We start from the raw sequence: 18,766 nt of genomic DNA on the forward strand, positions 1-18,766 counted from the left end.
TACTTCTATCCTCTTGACTGATTCATGTATAATAGAAAGCAGATTGATTTCATGCAGCATGGGGACCCTCATACTGTGTATTTACTAATTGAAAGAGAGTGAATAAGATGGGTCGTAAATGGAACAACATTAAAGAAAAGAAAGCATCAAAGGATGCCAATACAAGTCGTATTTACGCAAAATTCGGGCGTGAAATCTATGTGGCTGCCAAGCAAGGTGAGCCAAATCCAGAATCAAACCAAGCACTTCGTTTTGTCCTAGAACGTGCAAAAACATATAGTGTCCCAAAACACATTGTGGACCGTGCGATTGAAAAAGCAAAAGGCGGTGCAGAAGAGAACTTCGATGAGCTGCGTTACGAAGGATTTGGTCCAAACGGATCTATGGTGATTGTTGATGCCCTGACCAATAACGTCAACCGCACAGCGTCTGATGTTCGTGCAGCATTTGGGAAAAACGGCGGAAATATGGGCGTCAGTGGATCTGTTGCTTACATGTTTGACCAAACAGCGGTGATCGGTGTCGAGGGGAAAAGTGAAGAAGAAACGCTTGAACTTTTAATGGAAGCAGACATTGATGTACGTGACATTATGGAAGAAGATGATACGGTGATCGTCTACGCTGAACCAGATCAATTCCATCAAGTTCAAGAAGCGTTCAAACAGGCAGGCGTAGAAGAATTTACTGTCGCTGAAATCACAATGCTGCCTCAAAACGAAGTGACATTAGATGATGAATCGAAAGCACAATTCGAGAAACTAATCGATGTATTAGAAGAGCTTGAAGACGTGCAGCAAGTTTATCATAATGTGGATTTAGGGGAATAATCAGCTAAGCCATCGTAGTTGTTGGATTCATTCAACTTCCGCGTTGGCTTTTTTATTGTCTAGGTAAGGTTTACGTTCTACTCAAGACCATGTAATATGAAGAAAGAGTCGTTTCCACAAATAACCAAGGAGCTGAGTTTCATTTTTAAAACATGGTGGTTTTCGTATTATGGCTTTATGATCCTCCCTTTTATTGGCCTATGCTTAATTTTCAACAATTTGACGATATTCACGAAAGTCTTTCTCTTACTTTTCTTTGTATGGTTTTTATATAACGCCTCTGATTTTTACATTCATGAAATGAAAAAGAAAAAAGATAGGACATCTTAATCAAAAAACAGTCATCTCCCCTTGGTAAGAGGAGATGACTGTTTTTAATTCATCCCTTGAAACCCAAACGTCAGGTGATCCTGAACAGGAATCCAAGCGCCGATTCCTTGTGAGGTCACATTTTTTACGACAAGTTTGCGTTTATTTCCCTTGAGCACAAGATACACTTCTCCGTAAGTAACCTTTCCTTTTTCGTTAATGGCTGGAGCATATGCATGCAGGGTTGCTGCTTTTTTCGGAGATACGTGGTAGGACTGATCTCGCTTTGTTCCTGCACCAATCACTGTGTCGAAGGCGAGCGGAAGTTTTGTTTTTTGGATGGCTTTTTGCATCATCAATGTTTTCACATCTTCTGGGTTTGGTACTTTTGCTGTGAGCCCTCCACTTACTTTTACTTGTTGCTTTTGCACATATTTGCCGATGGCTGTTTTGTTTCCGCCTCTATTATCAATGTGATTCGTGTTCACCTTTTTGTATTCCCAATTGGCGACGGTTTCGTTTGAATCATAGCTGAGTGCCCATCTTCCAAGAAAAATCGTTGCCCTGTAGCCAACTGCTAGCGGTGTACCTGATATACTGGATTCATTCAGCATTTTAATTAAATGTGTATTTTCAATTGGTACACTTGTTGTTTTAAATAATTCGGTCGTCAGCTCGCTCGGCTGTAGCAGCGGTTGATCTTGTGACGCATTTGGATACGTATTTTCCTTTGAGATACTGGCGACAGACGATGGCACCTTAAACGGCTTTGCTGCCTCGGCTGGAAAGCTGTATAGAAAACTTAAGGATAAGAGAACAACAAACATGATGCGGGGCATCTTTTTCATATCATCACTCTTTCTCATTCATTTTTCCATAGTATTTTCCCGAAAGACGTCCCTTATCCACAAAAGATTATAAAAGGAAAAATCCAATCGCCATAATGAAATAGGCAGCGAGCAATGTAGCACCTTCAAACCAGTTCGTATCCCCATCATTTGAAAGGATCACCGTTAGTAAAACAGAGGATGCCATGGCAATGAGCTCTGGTAATGAGAAGATCAGTGGCATTTGCTTTTCAAAAAACAGAGAGCTGATCACAAGGATCGGTGCGACCATCATGGCGACTTGAAGCGTAGAACCGAAAGCAATTTCGACCGCGACATCCATTTTGTTTTTATACGCCATAATGACGGCAGAAGCGTGTTCTGCTGCATTACCGACAATCGCAACAATGATGACCCCGATAAACAGTTCACTCCAGCCAAACTGTTCTCCGACTGTGTCAAATGTATGGACGAGCCGCTCTGAAATATACGCCACAGCAATTGTCGCAAGGAGTAAAATCGCCGTGGCAAACTTCCCAGACCATTCTGGTGTTTCTTCTTCCGTCGCTGCTTCCCCTTCCGCAATTTCCTGCTTGGCAACATAAACACCCCTGTGGCTGACCAGTTTGAAATAGAGTGCTGCAACATAAAGCAAAATCATCACAATGCTAATGCCGATACTTAAAACAAATTGACGATCTTCTGCCATCCCCATGGAAAAGACTTCTGGAATGACAAATGCCACAATAATCGCAAACATAAGAAGCCCAGAGTTATGCCTTGCATCGTGGACATTGAACTCTTGTCGTTTAAATTTCAATCCGCCAACGAAAAAAGACAGTCCAGCCACGAGCAGTAAATTGCCGATCACTGAGCCAGTGAGTGAAGCAAGGACAATAGCGGTGAGTCCTTGTTTTAATGCAAAAAATGAAATGATTAATTCCACTGCATTTCCAAAAGTAGCGTTTAATAACCCACCAATTCTTGGTCCCGCTATAATGGCAAGACTCTCTGTCGCTCTTCCCATAAAACTTGCAAGACCGATGATGGCGATACAATAGACGGCGAACATGACAGCCTGCGGGAAATGAAGAAAACTGCCAATTACAGATAATGGAACACCAATTGCGACAATCACAAGAAACAAACGATTCATACAGTCAATCTCCTTTACATCATATCTGACTGTTATTCTTTCGTGAGTGCCGGCATCATATACATTTAGATTCGTTCGTGTGAAAGGGTGATATCAATCGTTCCTTTCACGGATTGCACCATGGAGCAATGCTTCAACGCAAGTTTCATTACTTTTTCCAGCTGTTCATCAGAGGTGCTGATGCTTTCAAAGATCATATGTAAATGAATATGAGTGATTTTGTTTACAGTTCCTTCTCTTGTCGTTTCAGGTGTAATGGTCAGCCCTTGATAGGATATTCGTTTTTTTCGGCATACATGAATGACCATTTCTCCAAAACAGCCCGCAATAGCCGAGGTGAACAATTGATACGGCCTGTATCCCGCTTCTTCATTTCCTGAAATATGTAGCTGCCTTTGATCAGCATTTGCGACCCACCGATCATTTTCGTATATCAGCTTCATTCCTTTTCCACCTTTCTATTGAAACCCCTATGGTTCCATTGTACGATGAAAGCATGAACTTGTAAGGAGCTTCTTATGTCGAGAATTCATTTTATGATTTTAATTTTACTTGTATCCGTATCTGGTTTTTCGCAGGGAGCGTTACTGCCAGTTATTTCGATTATTTTCGAACATGCCGGCACTTCCCCGACGTTAAACGGACTGCATGCCACTGGCTTATATCTCGGCGTGCTGCTTGCGTCTCCTTTTATGGAAGCGCCGCTGCGCCGCTTCGGATTTAAACCATTGATCGTCATTGGGGGCGCTGCTGTCTTTTTAAGTTTGTTTAGCTTTGTCTTTATTGAATCTTATGTCGTCTGGTTCTTCTTGCGGCTGATGATCGGCATCGGTGATCATATGCTTCATTTCTCCACACAGACGTGGGTAACCTATGCCTCATCATCTAGAAATCGCGGGCGAAATATTTCATTGTATGGGTTATCCTTTGGACTCGGTTTTGCCGCTGGCCCTTTTTTAACACCACTCATTGAAATCAATCCATCCTTGCCGTTTATTGTGTCTGGTGCAGTTAGTTTGTGTATTTGGCTGCTTGTGTTTGTTTTAAAAAATACATATCCTGATACAGGTGAAATGCAGACGTCAGAGCAGACAAATAGTTTGAAGCGCTTCAAGAAGGCGTTTCAATTTGGCTGGGTAGCCTTTATGATGCCGTTTTGCTATGGCTTTTTAGAGACGACGCTCAATAGTAACTTCCCTGTGTATGCGCTGAGAAGCGGGGTGACGATAGATGCTGTTGCGTTTATTTTACCTGCGTTTGCGATTGGGAGTATTGTTTTTCAGCTTCCACTCGGGATGCTGAGTGACCGTTTCGGCAGACGACGCATGATTTTAGTTGTGACACTCGTCGGTTCATTCTTTTTCCTTTTAGCAGGGATTTTCATTCAGTCCGTTTTGGCTGTTGCGATCTGTTTCTTTATCGCAGGTATGGCTGTAGGTTCGACCTTCTCACTTGGCATCAGTTATATGACAGACTTATTGCCAAAGCATCTGCTGCCTGCTGGGAATTTGATGTGCGGGATGGCGTTTAGTGCAGGAAGTATTCTCGGTCCGGTTCTTGGCGGATTCTTTGTGCAGACGTTCGAGGGCATGAATTTACTTTACCTTGTCAGCATTGTGATTTTATTTGTGTTTTGTTGTGTTCGATTTGGGCGTACACAGTCAGTGGTCGAAACTCCAAACGAATCCATTTCTCATTAAAAACTCCCCTGCACCTATGCAGAGGAGTTTTTTCATCTAGTGATACCCATTTTGCCCATTCGCACTTCCACTTGTTTTGTGCTTTGGCTGATGGCCTTTGTTTTGTTTTGTGTTGCTTCCGCCTTTTTTCGATTGTTTAGACATTCGGTATTCCCCCATCCGTCAAGATTGAACATGTTCGTTCTCCTTTAGGATGCCCGGATTTCTTCACACCTTGCCTGGTACGATTTTACGCTTATGTAAAAGCGCATTGAGCTCGCCGCCGAGGATGATCATAATGCCGGTTAAATAAAACCAGATCATTAATATAATGATTCCCCCAATGCTTCCGTACATCGCACTATAGTTAGCAAATTCGCCTACATAAAATGAGAACAGCATGCTGACGAGAATCCAGCCAACAGAAGCAAATATGGCGCCAGGTAGCACAAATTTCAATTTCAGCCTGATATTAGGGGCAAAATAATATAGGGATGTAAAAACAATCAGTAAAATCAGTGGACTAATAATCCATCTCATGGCTGTCCAAATGGTGAGAAACGCATCTGACTGCCCTACTAATTTGGCAACGAATAAGCCAAGCTCTTTTCCAAAGACAGGCAGCATCAAGGCAAAAATAATCGTAAGCACCATCGCAATGGTTAAGATGATCGATGTTAAACGTACGAGAATGAAGGAACGATTTTCCTCAACTTCGTAGGCGTGGTTAAATGCTCTGACCACCGCATTAATACCGTTGGATGCAGACCAGAGTGCCGCAATAATCCCGAATGACAACAATCCGCCGTTACGGTTATTCAGCGTCTCTTCGGCAATGGATTCAATCATCGAAAGCGCTCCCTCTGGCGCATAACCAGAAATGACGCTTAGAACATCCTTTGATGTCAGCGGCAAATAACCAACAAGCGTCAGCACGAAGATGAGAAATGGAAATAATGAAAGCAAAAAGAAATACGCAAGTTCAGCTGATTTTGCCGGTCCTTCATGCAGCAAAAAGCGTCCAATTAACGCTTTAACAAAACCCATACGCCTCATCTCCAATGATCAATCTTTCTGTTTCTTTTGAAAGTGATCCTTTGTTTCTTCAATAATCTCTAATACCTTTGGTGTTGTTTCCTTTAACTGATTCACCTGTTCATTCAGAAAAGACAAATCATCTGAGACCGTTCTCATCAATTGCTTCGTTTCTTCCATTTTTTCCTTCATGCAAGCAGACATCTTGCTAGGCTCCAGGCGGTATTCATCCAGCTTTTGCTGGCAGTCATTCCATTTTTCTTTCAGTGCAGTTCTTGTTGGACGATGAAATAATGTCAGCAATATGCCGCAGGCCGCGCCTATAACAGCTCCCCGAAGCACGATTTGTTTGTTCTCTTCCATCTCATCTGATCTCCTTTCAGTTAAAGGTGTTTCTCTTTTTTTACATACGTCAAAAAACGATCAATTCCTGTTTCAATTAAATCATGTACTTCCTCAAAGTTCCCAGTGTAATAAGGATCTGGCACATCGTCTCGATCGTCGTCTTCTACAAAGTCAAGAAGACGGCCAATAAAGTGATGTTTTCCATAGCCGGCTAAACTGCGGAGGGCGCCTACATTTTCAGCATCCATCGCAATGATATAGTCGTATGTGGTGATATCCTTATCCATGATTTGTCTTGCCGTCATTCCTTCATAGCTGATGCCCTTTTCATCAAGCAGCTTTCGTGTTCCTTCATGCGGAGGACTGCCTTGATGCCAGCCGCCAATGCCTGCTGAATCAATCACAAAGTGTTCACTCAGCCCTTCGTCTTCGACTCGTTTTCTAAACATCGCCTCTGCCATCGGTGACCTGCAAATATTGCCGAGGCACACAAATAATACATGAATCATCCTTCATTCTCCTCCTATCTTTTCCCTAAGAGTCCCTTTGGAAAACCTTTTCTCTATCATATCAAGCCCTTTTTCTTTTGGAAACTTTGCAAGAAAAACTCCCATCGGCATTGACAAATTACACAAAAACAGGAGAAACTTTAGGAGAATTACACAAACAAAGGGGGACATTAGATGGGAATCATTGAGCAATTTGTCACGACGATGAACAATTTTTTGTGGGGGCCTCCCCTGTTGATTTTAATTGTTGGTACTGGAATCTACCTCACCTTTCGCGTTCTCTTCATTCAAATTAGATTACTTCCTTATTCTTTAAAGCTCGCTTTTTCAAAACAAGACAAAACTTCAGAGGGAGATATTTCCCATTTCCAAGCATTAATGACGGCTCTTGCTGCAACTGTCGGTACAGGGAATATCGTCGGTGTTGCCTCAGCTGTCATTGCAGGTGGTCCTGGTGCAGTATTTTGGATGTGGTTTGCTGCATTTTTCGGGATGGCCACCAAGTTTGCAGAAGCTGTTCTGGCTGTAAAATACAGGGTCAAAAACGAAAAAGGCGAAATGTCTGGTGGACCTATGTACTATTTAGAGCATGGCTTAAAACAGAAATGGCTAGGGGTGCTATTTGCTGTTTTCGGTGCCAGTGCTGCCTTTGGGATCGGCAACCTGGTACAGTCTAATTCCATCTCAGGCGTCATGAATTCAACCTTTCAAATTCCAACATGGGTAACAGGTATCATCATTACCGCCTTTACGGCACTCGTGATTTTAGGCGGAATTAAAAGTATCGGCCGAGTGACATCTATTTTTGTACCAGTCATGGCTTTATTTTACGTCATTTGCGGGCTTATCATTCTTGTCATGAATGCTGATCTTGTTCCTGGCGCAGTCAGTCTTATTTTCTCAGATGCCTTTACAGGTCAAGCCGTAGCAGGTGGTGCAATTGGAACCGTTATTCGCTGGGGTGTCGCACGAGGAGTCTTTTCCAATGAAGCTGGTCTTGGATCAGCACCAATTGCTGCTGCAGCTGCGAAAACGGATATGCCTGCCCGTCAAGCTCTCGTCTCTATGACGCAAGTGTTTATTGACACCATCATTGTTTGTTCTATCACTGGCATTACGATTGTCATGGCAGATATGTATTTAACAGAAAAAAGTGATGCGCTGACTTCGTTATCCTTTGCTCACTTCCTCGGTCCAGCTGGCTCAACCATCGTGGCAATCGGGCTGCTCCTGTTTGCCTATTCAACCATCATTGGCTGGTCCTATTATGGAGAGAAATGCTTTACATATTTGGCGAAGGATTCGTACGTCATGTATTACCGCATCGTGTTTGTGATAGCTGTCTTTTTCGGTGCCGTGTTTAAGAATGACTTCGTCTGGGGCGTAGCAGATATGCTCAATGGACTGATGGCCATTCCAAACTTAATTGGACTCATCGGTTTATCAGGTGTTGTGGTGTTTGAATCCAAACGAATCATTGATAAGATCAAAGAGGAGAAAAAGGAAAAAAACATTTCAGTGTCGTCATAATAGCCCTTTTATTCTTTTGCTTTTCTGTTAAAATAGACATATTATTCGACACATGCAGGAAAGGACGTGCCGCCCTTGTCACAGCAAAAAGCGGCTGAAGTCAATCAGCTGATTGAAGACATTTCGCAAAAGCTCAATATGCTGAATATTGGAGTCATCAAAGCCGAAGACTTCAGTCCAGATAAGTATGAAGATATTGAATTTCTTCACCAAATGGTGATGAAAAAATCTTCATTCAGCCCAAGTGAAATGCAAGCCATTGCAAGCGAGCTGAAAAGCTTAAGAAAATAATCGTGCACCTGATACTGAATTGCGGTTGACGCCGCTTTCTTACATCCATGCACAGAAAAAGCCAGCACCTCGCAAGGTGCTGGCTTTGTTTATCCTGTCAAAACTACTTATTTGGCGAGCAGTTTTAATGATTCACGGTTAAATGCTGGAATGTCATCAGGTGTACGGCTTGTGACAAGCTGATCCTGACAAACGACAACTTCTTCATCTTTGAATTTGGCGCCTGCGTTTTCCATATCTACTTGAATGGATGTATAGCCGGTCGCGCCTCTTCCTTCCAGCGTCTTCGCTGTAATAAGCAATTGCGGTCCATGACAGATCGCAAATACTGGTTTTTTCTCGTCCATAAAGGCTTTTGTGAATTGCACGTAGCGATCATCCGCACGCAGAATGTCTGGTGAGAAGCCGCCAGGAATCAGAAGTGCATCGAAGTCTTCTGGTTTCACGTTATCGATAGACGCATCGACTCTTACTTCTGCCTCTCCTTGCTTTCCTTTCACTATTTTTCCTTTTTCGTTTTCAATTACTGTGATCTCATGGCCTGCGTCTTTAAAGGCTTTTGCAGGCTCGGTGAATTCAACATCCTCAAAGTAATCTGTTAAGACAACTGCAATTTTCTTACCCATGTAGAAACCCTCCTGCTTGATTATCGTTTACACTACACACTATACCCCCGCCAATTGAAATCAAACATCCTATCCCTATGAGAAAACCCCCTTTCGGAAAAATAAGCATTTAGACTCATTCACATTCCCTTAACAAGGTAATTCGTATGATTTATGTTATCTTTACAATAATCTGCAAAAAATAACTACAAAAGTTAACGAAACATTTCTACAATAGGTATTGTGGTCAAAAAAATTAGAAAGGCGGAGATCAGGTGAAGAAGCAAGCACATAGGTCTAAACGAAGGAAAAACCTGTCTATTCTGCTCACTTCCATTATGTTGATTAGTCTCATTCTCCCAGCAGTACCTACTCATGCAGAAACAGAAAGCGGCAGTGCCGTAAAGGTCAGTATCTTAGCCACAACGGATGTTCATGCGAACATGAGGAATTATGATTACTACAGTGACAAAGAAACAAATGAATTCGGTTTGGCAAAAACAGCCGAGCTGATTGACAAGCACCGTTCACAAAATCCCAATACACTCCTTGTTGATAACGGAGACCTGATTCAAGGAACCCCTCTTGGAGAATACGTTTATAAAAATGAAAAAGACAGCATCATCAATCAAACAAAGGTTCACCCCATTATTCATACACTCAACAAATTAAAATATGATGCAGGTACACTCGGCAATCATGAATTTAACTACGGTTTATCTTTTCTTGACGGTACCATTGCGGGCGCCAACTTCCCGATTGTCAATGCGAACGTCAAAAAGTTAAACGGAGAACACCGATTTACTCCTTATGTCATTCAGGATAAAACCTTTAAAGATGCAAACGGAGCCTCCCAAACTGTGAAAGTCGGTTACATAGGATTCGTACCACCACAAATTATGACGTGGGATAAGAAACATTTAGATGGACAAGTTCAAGTGCAAGATATTGTAGAGTCTGCCAATGAAACCATTCCAGAAATGAAAGCAAAAGGCGCAGATGTCATCGTCGCTCTTGCTCATACAGGAATTGAAAAAACAGCTTCACCTAAAGGATCAGAAAATATGATCTTTGACCTTGCCACGAAAACAAAAGGCATTGATGCAATTGTGTCTGGCCACCAGCATGGCACATTCCCAAGCGCTGAATATAGCGGCGTAGACAAATTTGATGTCGCAAAAGGAACCATTAATGGCATTCCTGTCGTCATGTCAAAAAACTGGGGAAGCTACCTCGGGGTCATTGATTTAACGCTAGAGCCAGACGGCAGCAACTGGAAAGTCACAGACGGAACAGGCAAAATCGAATCCGTTGCCGGGGTGACATCTCAAAACAGTACAGTGAAAAATGCCATTCAAACAACTCACCAAAACACCCTAGATTACGTCAGAAAGCCAGTTGGAAAAACAGAAGCAGACATTAACAGCTTTTTCGCTCAAGTGATGGATGACCCTTCTATTCAAATCGTGACAGATGCCCAGAAATGGTATGCACAAGAAAAAATGAAAGATACTTCGTACAAAAACTTGCCGATTCTCTCTGCGGGTGCGCCATTTAAAGCCGGCGGACGCAACGGTGTGAACTATTATACAAATATCGCAAAAGGTGATTTAGCGATTAAAAACATCGGCGATCTCTATCTTTACGATAACACCGTACAGATTGTAAAACTAAAAGGCAGTGAAGTAAAAGACTGGCTTGAAATGTCTGCAGGTCAGTTTAACCAAATCAAACCAAATACTTCAAATGAACAGCCTATTTTAAACGAAGAATACCGCTCATATAATTTTGATGTGATTGATGGTGTGACGTACCAAGTAGATGTCACACAGCCTGCTAAATACAGCACAACAGGCACACTTGTTAACGCTAGTGTGAACCGCATCAAAAACTTGTCTTACAACGGAAAACCCGTTTCTGACAATCAAGAATTTTTAGTCGTGACAAACAACTACCGTGCATCTGGCGGCGGAGGCTTCCCGCACCTCACACAAGATAAAGTCGTGCTTGCCTCAGCAGATGAGAACCGCCAAGTGCTGATGGATTATATTATTGAACAAAAAACCATTAACCCAAGCGCAGATCAAAACTGGTCCATTGCACCAGTAAAAGGCGCAACAGTCACCTTTGAATCTTCTCTACTTGCAAAACCGTTCGCAGAGAAATCAAACAGCGTCGACTTTATTCGGAATGCCAGCACAGACGGACTTGGCGTATACAAGCTAGCGTTTAAAGATGATGGTACAACAAAACCACCTGCAACAGACAATTGGCATTTAACGGTGATGCATACAAACGATACACATGCCCATCTGGATGATGCAGCAAGACGCGCAACCAAGATCAAAGAAGTTCGCGCCCAAAGCGAAAACAATATTTTATTAGACGCTGGAGATGTCTTCTCTGGTGATCTCTATTTCACAAAATGGCAAGGACTTGCCGATCTGAAACTGATGAACTTAATGAAATACGATGCCATGACGTTTGGGAATCATGAATTTGACAAAGGTCCATCTGTCCTTCGTCAATTCCTGACAGGTGACGCATCCAGCGTAGATGCTAAAAACCGTCATCAATTTGAAAAACCGAACTTCCCGATCGTGTCATCAAACGTAGATGTCTCTAAAGAAAAACAGTTAAGCGACTTAGTGAAAAAACCAGCAACATTTAAAGCTGGTGAGAAAAAAGAAGCTGGCATTTACCCTTACATTCTACTTGATGTAAATGGTGAAAAGGTCGCTGTATTCGGTCTAACCACTGAAGACACAGCGATTACATCCAGCAGTGGTCCCAACATTCAATTTCAAGATGCATACAAAAAAGCAAAAGAAACAGTCAAAACCATTCAAACTGAAGAAAAAATCAATAAAATTATTGCGCTCACACATATTGGCTATAACCGTGATCTAGAACTGGCTCAAAAAGTAGATGGCATTGATCTCATCATTGGTGGTCATACCCACACCCTTGTTGAAAAATTAAAGGTCATCAATAAAAAAGAACCAACGATTGTTGCACAAGTAAAAGACTACGGACAATTTTTAGGAAAAGTAGACGTGGCCTTTGACAAAAAAGGCGTCGTACAGCCAAAAGAATCTACTTTTGACCTCATCACGATCGACGACTCTGTGAAAGAAGATGCGGACGCAAAAGCGATTCTTGATCAGTACAAGGCAGATATCCAAGATTTAAAAACCGAAAAAGTCGGGACGTCAGATGTCTTCTTAGATGGACAGCGTGAACACGTCCGTGCAAAGGAAACGAACCTTGGAAACTTTATTGCAGATGGCATGTTAAAGAAAGCACAAGAATCTGCTGGTGCTGACCTTGCCATTACAAACGGTGGCGGTATTCGAGGCAGCATTGAAAAAGGAGATATCACATTAGGGAATATTTTAACTGTGATGCCTTTTGGAAACACACTATATGTCGCAGATTTAAAAGGCAGTCAAATTAAAAAAGCGCTTGAACAAGGTCTTTCAGGCATTGAAGAAGGCGGAGGCGCATTCCCTCATGTAGCCGGTATTGAATATACGTTTACACTGAGTAAACCAGCTGGCAGCAGACTGATTGATGTCAAATTGAAAGATCAAAAGGGCAATCTGACTGACATTGATGATCAGAAAACATACCGCGTGGCGACTAACGCATTTGTCGGCACAGGCGGTGATGGCTACAGCGTCTTTACAGAAGCGTCTCATGGTGAAGACTTAGGCTATGTTGACTATGAAATTTTCAAAGAGCAAATTGAACAGGCAGACGGTCATATTTCTCCAGTCATCGACCATCGAGTGAAAGAAGTATTCCTTCCTCGCTTGAAAGGAAAAGGCGTCTATGACATTCAAGATGATGAGAAATTCCAAACGTATGTGCAGCATACGAACAAAACATTGCTCTATTTAGACAAAGCAACCGAAGCGAAAAAGGTTCAATTGTCTCTATCAAAAGGGCAAGTAGCTGAACTGAAGAAACGAGAGCAAGATCCAAACGTCACCATCTATCATGACAAAGTCGGTCTAGCATTACCGCTCTCCAATTTGTCAGAGCAACAAGCAAATATATCAATGGCAAAAACAAATAAGGTGAAAAATGCATTAACCGACACATACGATTTCCAAATCAAACAAGATCAGAAAAATGTGTCTACCTTTAAAGATCCCGTCACACTGTTCTTTACATTAGATGCGCCTGAAAAAGCGAAAAAACCAGGTGTCTATTATGTCGATCGTGAGAAAAACCGCTATGCCAAAACAAGTAACGGTTCATTCGAAAACGGGATTGTCTCAGGTAAAACGGAGCACTTTAGTGAATACACCGTATTCAATCAAAGTGAAGCTGCTGGAACAGCTCCAGACCAAAATGGCGGAGACGGTGGAACTTCTGCTCCAGGCGGTTCGGATCCAAGCCAGGATGGAAGCGGCATGCCAGGCGGCACACTGCCGAATACTGCAACGATGATGTATACAGCGGTATTAATTGGCTTGCTCATGCTCGCCTCAGGCGGTATCCTTTATTACTACCAGCGCAAGCGCACACGAAACAAAGTATCATCTTAAAAGAAAAGGACAGAGCATTGGCTCTGTCCTTTCAGATTGTGGACAAAGGGCTAAAATGTACTTTATTTTAGCCCTTTTGTCTTTTTTCCATCTCACTATTAATCTTGGGATAAATACATCCAATTACGGTCATCAAATTCTTTCACATCATCTGACCCTATATGACGCAGCATCCTATTAAAGAACGTGATATCATCTTCATCATCAACGGCATATAAATCCTCTTGAACATATTCTCTCGTAATGAAATTCGTTAAGTTCGTGTTATTCACAAATTCAGCAAAGTACGATTGCACAAGGGTTAAATCTTCTTCATTTAATGTTTCATCACTGATAATTGAAATATGAAATACATTCAAAATCGCTTGAATGTCTTCTTCATCCATATAACATAATGGCTCTAATTTTCTATCTTCTTCCGTAAACGGTTTTCGCGTGTCTTCAATGATGACATAACATAAAATCCTGTGACCTTTCATCACGCTAAAAATTTCTAAATCTCGTAATTTGAGTGGTCTATTCAGTCTGATCATTTTTCCTCCTGAGATGTTGCTCTCGTTATTGTTTAATCCCTTGTTTCCCTACAACCTGAAATAGACAGGGCCTCGTCCCTGTCTACTTCTCTCTTCTAGCAAAATCCACGAACCTGAAACGATCTAGCCGGTGGCGGCTTTCGGTGTATTGGAATAGACTCGTATCCTCCAAGAACACATAATTCTTCACCACCACCACATGATCAAACCCGTTCAAATCGAGATACCTCTCATCTTCTTCAGTACATGGCTCGACCACAAATTCCTTTTGAGCGTAACTAATCGAGACCCCAAGTTCTCCTTCAATATACTCATAGATCGATCCTTCACAAATGTCCTTAGACAAGAACGGCACATGTTTTTGCAAGAAGTAATCTTTGTCTAAAATGACTTCTTCTCCGCTAATATTGCGAGAGCGAATGACTTCCCAAACGTCCTCCTGCCCACTGATTTTCAGCTGAGACTGAATATACTGATCTGGCTTGATTAAACCGAACTCATGAACCGTTGTTACCGTCTTTCGCCCAAGCGTTTGGGAAAGCTCTTTAAAGCTGACAAGACCCGAAACTGGGAACTGCATTTTCTCCCGATTCAGCAATACTGAGCCTTTCCCACGAATTTTTTGGATATAGCCATTTTGCACAAGGATGTTTAATGCCTTTCTCACCGTCTCACGGGATGTGTCATACATGACAGATAGCTCATGTTCTGATGGGAGGATGCCTTTATCCTGCCATTCACCTTGTTCAATTCGTCTAGCGAGCTGATCATAAATCACTCGAAACTTATTCTCTTTCATTTTCCCTCCGCCCCATTTACTAGCGTTTGGTTAAATGATAAACGATTGACTCATATGGGCGCAACGTAAATCCCTTGATATCTGCCGGCACATCCTCATAATTGGACAGCAAGACTTGCCCTTCCATTTCATTGACATCCTTTGCAAGCTCATCTGGAAGTGTAAAGTCCGTCTCGCCTGCATAAAAATGGTTGATCACGAGGATCTTCTCATCTTTGCCTTCTCGGACATATGCAAACACCTTTGGATCATCTGAAAGCAGTAAAGTAAAGCTCCCATAGGTGATTACATCAAGTTCTTTGCGAAGTCTACAAAGGGCTTGATAATGATAAAAAATCGACGTCTCATCTTTTAAGGCAGCTTCTACTGAAATGCCGTTTTGAGCTGGTTCAATCCAAGGCGTACCTTTTGAGAACCCCACATTTTTTTCCGACGTCCATTGCATAGGTGTCCTTGCGTTATCTCTTGATTTGACCTGTAAAATCGCCAAAGCTTCTTCCTTTGTTTTCCCTTTTTCAAGCATGACTTCGTACATATTAAGTGATTCGATATCGCGGTATGACGAAATGTCCTCAAAACGAGGATTCTTCATCCCAATTTCTTCACCTTGATAAATATAAGGAGTGCCTTGCATCAAATGAATGGTGGTCGCCAGCATCTTCGCTGATTGCTGATGGTACGTGCCATCATCACCGTATCTAGACACGATGCGTGGCTGATCATGGTTGCACCAAAATAGTGCGTTCCAGCCGCCGCCCTCATGCATTTTCGTCTGCCATTCTGACAGAATTGATTTCAACTCTAGAAAATCAAATGGCGCAATGGCCCACTTTTCACCGTTAGGATAGTCAACTTTTAAATGATGAAAATTAAACGTCATATCCAGCTCCTGCCGATCAGGTCTTGTATACCGAATGCAGTCTGCAATATTCGTTGAAGACATTTCCCCCACGGTCATGCTATCGTATTTCGAAAACACTTCCTGGTTCATTTCATGCAAGAATTCATGAATTCTCGGCCCATCTGTATAGTACATACGCCCGTCACCTTGCACTGATTGCCCGGCATCATCTAAAAAGCGTTGATCCTTTGAAATGTTATTGATGACATCCAGTCTGAATCCATCGATCCCTTTTTCAAACCAAAAGTGCATGATGTCATATACTTTCCTGCGCACTTCATCATGTTCCCAATTGAGGTCTGCCTGGGTAACATCATATAAATGAAGATAATAGTCACCTGTCGCTTCATCTAATTCCCACGCTGGCCCGCCAAACTTTGACTGCCAGTCATTCGGAGGAGAGCCGTCCGCTTTCGGCTCCTTCCAAATATAATAGTCTCGATACGGGTTTTCCTTCGACTCTCGGGAGGCTTGAAACCACTCATGGAAAATAGATGTATGGTTCACAGCGAGATCCATGATGACACGAATCCCTCGTTCATGTGCTTCTTTCAGCATGTGCTCAAAATCGGCCATTGTGCCGTACATGTCATGGATTTTTGTATAATCACTAATATCATAACCGTTGTCATGCTGTGGTGACTCATACATAGGAGTCAGCCAAATACAATCCGCCCCTAGCTCTTTAATATAGTCGAGCTTTTTCGTCACACCATTGATATCACCTGTACCAGAGCCTGTTGTGTCTAAAAAGCTCTTCGGATAGATTTGATAGACCACGGCTTTTTTCCACCACGGTTCGTTTGTTTGTTGATTCAATTTCCTTCACCACCACTAGTTAAGTTCTTGTGATACATCCTTCTTCTTAAGTTTTGCATATAAAAGGGTACCAATGAATGGGACGATCAGCACAATCACCATTCCGATGGCAAATGCCCCCCAATATTTCGGAATGATCGAGAAGATTCCTGGAATGCCTCCAACGCCGACTGAACTTGCCAGTACCCCTTGTGAGGCAATAAACATACCAGCTATCCCTGAACTGATCAGGGCAAAAATAAACGGGAATCTATAGCGCAAGTTCACCCCAAACATCGCCGGTTCAGTAATCCCCAAGTAAGCAGAAATACTTGATGTCAGCGAGAGCCCTTTTTGCTTTTCATCTTTTAAGACAAACATCATCGCAAGTGCCGCTGATCCTTGAGCAATATTAGATAGTGCGAGCATTGGCCATAGGAACGTGCCGTGCAGTTTTGAGTTAATCAGCTGAATATCGACTGCTAGGAACGTATGGTGCATGCCTGTAATGACTAACGCTGCATATAATCCGCCATATAAAAGGCCGCCAAGTGCTGCGAATTGCTGAAATACTGTGACGAGTCCAGATGTTAAAACGTTTCCGATCGCAAATGTAACGGGACCAATGACGATAAATGATAAAAATCCAATGAGTAGTAATGTAATTGGTGCAACAACTAACAGCTGAATACTTTCAGGTGTCCTTTTTGTTATAAATAATTCGAGCTTTGCGAGTAAATAGGAGGCGACAAGTATCGGAAGAACCTGCCCTTGGTAACCTACCTTTTGTACTTCAAGTCCAAACAAATTCCAGACAGGAATGTCACCTGTCTTTTCCGCCGCTCCATACCCCCACGCATTCAACAGATCTGGATGTACAAGCATCAGTCCGAGGACCATCCCTAAAAGCGGATTTCCTCCAAACCGCTTGACAGCCGACCAGCCGATTAATGCTGGCAAAAAGGTAAAGGCAGTACCTGCAATCAAGTTGATCATATTTGCTAAATCCGCCCATGCCGGATACACATCCACAATGGATTTTTGATCAAAGAAAATATCAGGAGCTGTTAAAATATTATTAATCCCCATCAATAAACCGGCTGTCACGATAGCTGGAAGGATTGGAATGAAGATATCCGCAAGCGTTTTCACCGCACGCTGCAGTGGGTTTAATTTCTGATCAGAGGCACGCTTGACGTCTTCTTTTGTCGCTTCGCCGATTCCCGTCTGTTTGACCATTTCGGCATAAACCCGATTAACCACTCCTTGACCAATGACCACTTGGTATTGGCCATTCGCTGAGAAAGATCCCTTCACTTCATCAATTTGTTCTAGTGCTTTCTCATCCACCTTACCTTCATCTTTTAGCACAAAACGAAGTCTTGTCACACAATGTGTGGCTTGATCAATGTTTTCTTTCCCACCAATGGCTTTTACAATCTGATCTGCCGCTGTCTGATAATCAGCCATGCTATCCCCTCCGAGACCGTTTTTTTATAAGAAAAAAGAATCAAAACTTGTATATACATGTTCACCTCATATTTTATATTTGTATATACATGTAGTCAATAAGAAAATGTAGCGCTTTCATAAAAAAAGCTCCCTCAATGTGCTCAGAGAGGCAGCGTGTCATCATCTTTTTTTATGCTCCGTTAGTTTTTCGTAGACCCTATTCTTATAAAAGGAGGAGGCTGGTCGAGCAAACGTTTGGCGCTTGGATGTGAGTTCATCGAGGCGTTTTTGTTTTTCCTCACATACGATAGAGAGTTTTTTTCTTTCTTCTCCATCTATACTCGTTTTCAGTAACTCTTTGACCGTCATTAGTTCTTTTTTCAAAGCTGTTTCTTCCCCGGCAAAGCCAGCATTTTTCATGATTCGATAGCCCATCCTCAGCTCTTCTGGTACATGAGCAGCATCATCCTTTGGCAGAGGTTTCCCAAAGCCTGCAAGTCCTTCAAAAGCTCCATGGTCCATCGCCTTTTTGATCCGTTCTTCTGACAATCTCTGCGCAAAATCCATGACACGTCTCCTTTCAGATCGTCTGATATTTTGGTTAAGCATAGCAA

General features: G+C 42.3%; 17 protein-coding genes. 5 read left to right on the top strand and 12 right to left on the bottom strand.

The features are described 5' to 3' along the window. Positions 1 to 107: 107 nt before the first annotated feature. Positions 108 to 827 (top strand): YebC/PmpR family DNA-binding transcriptional regulator, encoded by a 720-nt coding sequence (locus MHI20_RS16380; protein WP_007496614.1) that lies wholly within the window; start codon positions 108 to 110, stop codon positions 825 to 827. Between the two features lie 374 nt (positions 828 to 1,201). On the opposite strand, the gene MHI20_RS16385 is transcribed toward MHI20_RS16380, so the two are convergent. The 3 genes from MHI20_RS16385 to MHI20_RS16395 form a co-directional block, all read right to left on the bottom strand. Continuing rightward, positions 1,202 to 1,984, bottom strand: coding sequence for a YfkD family protein (locus MHI20_RS16385; RefSeq protein ID WP_412055250.1), 783 nt, complete (start codon positions 1,982 to 1,984; stop codon positions 1,202 to 1,204). Between the two features lie 67 nt (positions 1,985 to 2,051). Beyond that, positions 2,052 to 3,119: a calcium/proton exchanger gene (gene cax / locus MHI20_RS16390; RefSeq protein ID WP_017366829.1), complete on the bottom strand. Its 1,068-nt coding sequence runs from the start codon at positions 3,117 to 3,119 to the stop codon at positions 2,052 to 2,054. A gap of 65 nt (positions 3,120 to 3,184) precedes the next feature. Beyond that, complete coding sequence (locus tag MHI20_RS16395; protein ID WP_041090698.1) at positions 3,185 to 3,562, bottom strand: OsmC family protein; 378 nt, start codon at positions 3,560 to 3,562, stop codon at positions 3,185 to 3,187. A 75-nt stretch (positions 3,563 to 3,637) separates the two neighbouring features. On the opposite strand from MHI20_RS16395, the gene MHI20_RS16400 reads away from it, so the two are divergent. Further along, complete coding sequence (locus MHI20_RS16400) at positions 3,638 to 4,819, top strand: MFS transporter (RefSeq protein WP_073415308.1); 1,182 nt, start codon at positions 3,638 to 3,640, stop codon at positions 4,817 to 4,819. A 207-nt stretch (positions 4,820 to 5,026) separates the two neighbouring features. Here MHI20_RS16400 and MHI20_RS16405 read toward each other — a convergent pair whose 3' ends face one another. From MHI20_RS16405 to MHI20_RS16415, 3 genes are read right to left on the bottom strand one after another with little or no spacing between them, the layout of a single operon-like run. After that, positions 5,027 to 5,845, bottom strand: a complete 819-nt coding sequence (locus tag MHI20_RS16405) for a YihY/virulence factor BrkB family protein (RefSeq protein WP_008341753.1) — start codon at positions 5,843 to 5,845, stop codon at positions 5,027 to 5,029. An 18-nt stretch (positions 5,846 to 5,863) separates the two neighbouring features. Beyond that, positions 5,864 to 6,196: a hypothetical protein gene (locus MHI20_RS16410; protein ID WP_163116203.1), complete on the bottom strand. Its 333-nt coding sequence runs from the start codon at positions 6,194 to 6,196 to the stop codon at positions 5,864 to 5,866. 20 nt (positions 6,197 to 6,216) lie between these two features. Continuing rightward, the gene (locus MHI20_RS16415) at positions 6,217 to 6,687 is read right to left on the bottom strand and encodes a low molecular weight protein-tyrosine-phosphatase (protein ID WP_008341755.1); all 471 of its coding nucleotides are present in this window, start codon (positions 6,685 to 6,687) and stop codon (positions 6,217 to 6,219) included. A 174-nt stretch (positions 6,688 to 6,861) separates the two neighbouring features. On the opposite strand from MHI20_RS16415, the gene MHI20_RS16420 reads away from it, so the two are divergent. Together MHI20_RS16420 and MHI20_RS16425 are read left to right on the top strand one after the other, a co-directional pair. After that, entirely contained in the window at positions 6,862 to 8,217 is a 1,356-nt protein-coding gene (locus MHI20_RS16420) for an alanine/glycine:cation symporter family protein (RefSeq protein WP_007496593.1), read from the top strand. A gap of 75 nt (positions 8,218 to 8,292) precedes the next feature. Further along, on the top strand, positions 8,293 to 8,508 hold the full coding sequence (locus tag MHI20_RS16425; protein ID WP_008341757.1) for a DUF1128 domain-containing protein: 216 nt from the start codon (positions 8,293 to 8,295) through the stop codon (positions 8,506 to 8,508). 107 nt (positions 8,509 to 8,615) lie between these two features. On the opposite strand, the gene MHI20_RS16430 is transcribed toward MHI20_RS16425, so the two are convergent. Beyond that, positions 8,616 to 9,134: a type 1 glutamine amidotransferase domain-containing protein gene (locus MHI20_RS16430; protein WP_268355664.1), complete on the bottom strand. Its 519-nt coding sequence runs from the start codon at positions 9,132 to 9,134 to the stop codon at positions 8,616 to 8,618. Positions 9,135 to 9,388: 254 nt separating this feature from the next. Here MHI20_RS16430 and MHI20_RS16435 point away from each other — a divergent pair, with 254 nt between their 5' ends. Continuing rightward, the gene (locus MHI20_RS16435; protein ID WP_340939899.1) at positions 9,389 to 13,669 is read left to right on the top strand and encodes a multifunctional 2',3'-cyclic-nucleotide 2'-phosphodiesterase/3'-nucleotidase/5'-nucleotidase; all 4,281 of its coding nucleotides are present in this window, start codon (positions 9,389 to 9,391) and stop codon (positions 13,667 to 13,669) included. A 98-nt stretch (positions 13,670 to 13,767) separates the two neighbouring features. Here the strand turns inward: MHI20_RS16435 and MHI20_RS16440 are convergent, their stop codons facing one another. From MHI20_RS16440 to MHI20_RS16460, 5 genes are all read right to left on the bottom strand, one after another. Next, a complete protein-coding gene (locus MHI20_RS16440; protein WP_268414555.1) occupies positions 13,768 to 14,202 on the bottom strand; it encodes a terpene synthase in 435 nt (144 codons plus the stop codon). An 82-nt stretch (positions 14,203 to 14,284) separates the two neighbouring features. Continuing rightward, a complete protein-coding gene (gene treR, locus MHI20_RS16445; RefSeq protein WP_017358787.1) occupies positions 14,285 to 15,001 on the bottom strand; it encodes a trehalose operon repressor in 717 nt (238 codons plus the stop codon). A 19-nt stretch (positions 15,002 to 15,020) separates the two neighbouring features. Next, entirely contained in the window at positions 15,021 to 16,721 is a 1,701-nt protein-coding gene (gene treC / locus MHI20_RS16450) for an alpha,alpha-phosphotrehalase (protein ID WP_017358786.1), read from the bottom strand. A gap of 15 nt (positions 16,722 to 16,736) precedes the next feature. Then, positions 16,737 to 18,170: a PTS system trehalose-specific EIIBC component gene (gene treP / locus MHI20_RS16455; RefSeq protein ID WP_008341760.1), complete on the bottom strand. Its 1,434-nt coding sequence runs from the start codon at positions 18,168 to 18,170 to the stop codon at positions 16,737 to 16,739. A 162-nt stretch (positions 18,171 to 18,332) separates the two neighbouring features. Continuing rightward, positions 18,333 to 18,719 (bottom strand): DnaJ family domain-containing protein, encoded by a 387-nt coding sequence (locus MHI20_RS16460; protein WP_041506607.1) that lies wholly within the window; start codon positions 18,717 to 18,719, stop codon positions 18,333 to 18,335. Positions 18,720 to 18,766 lie beyond the last annotated feature (47 nt).

It is taken from the genome of Bacillus sp. FSL K6-1106, from assembly GCF_038005245.1.
Classification (GTDB): Bacteria; Bacillota; Bacilli; order Bacillales; family Bacillaceae; genus Bacillus; species Bacillus altitudinis.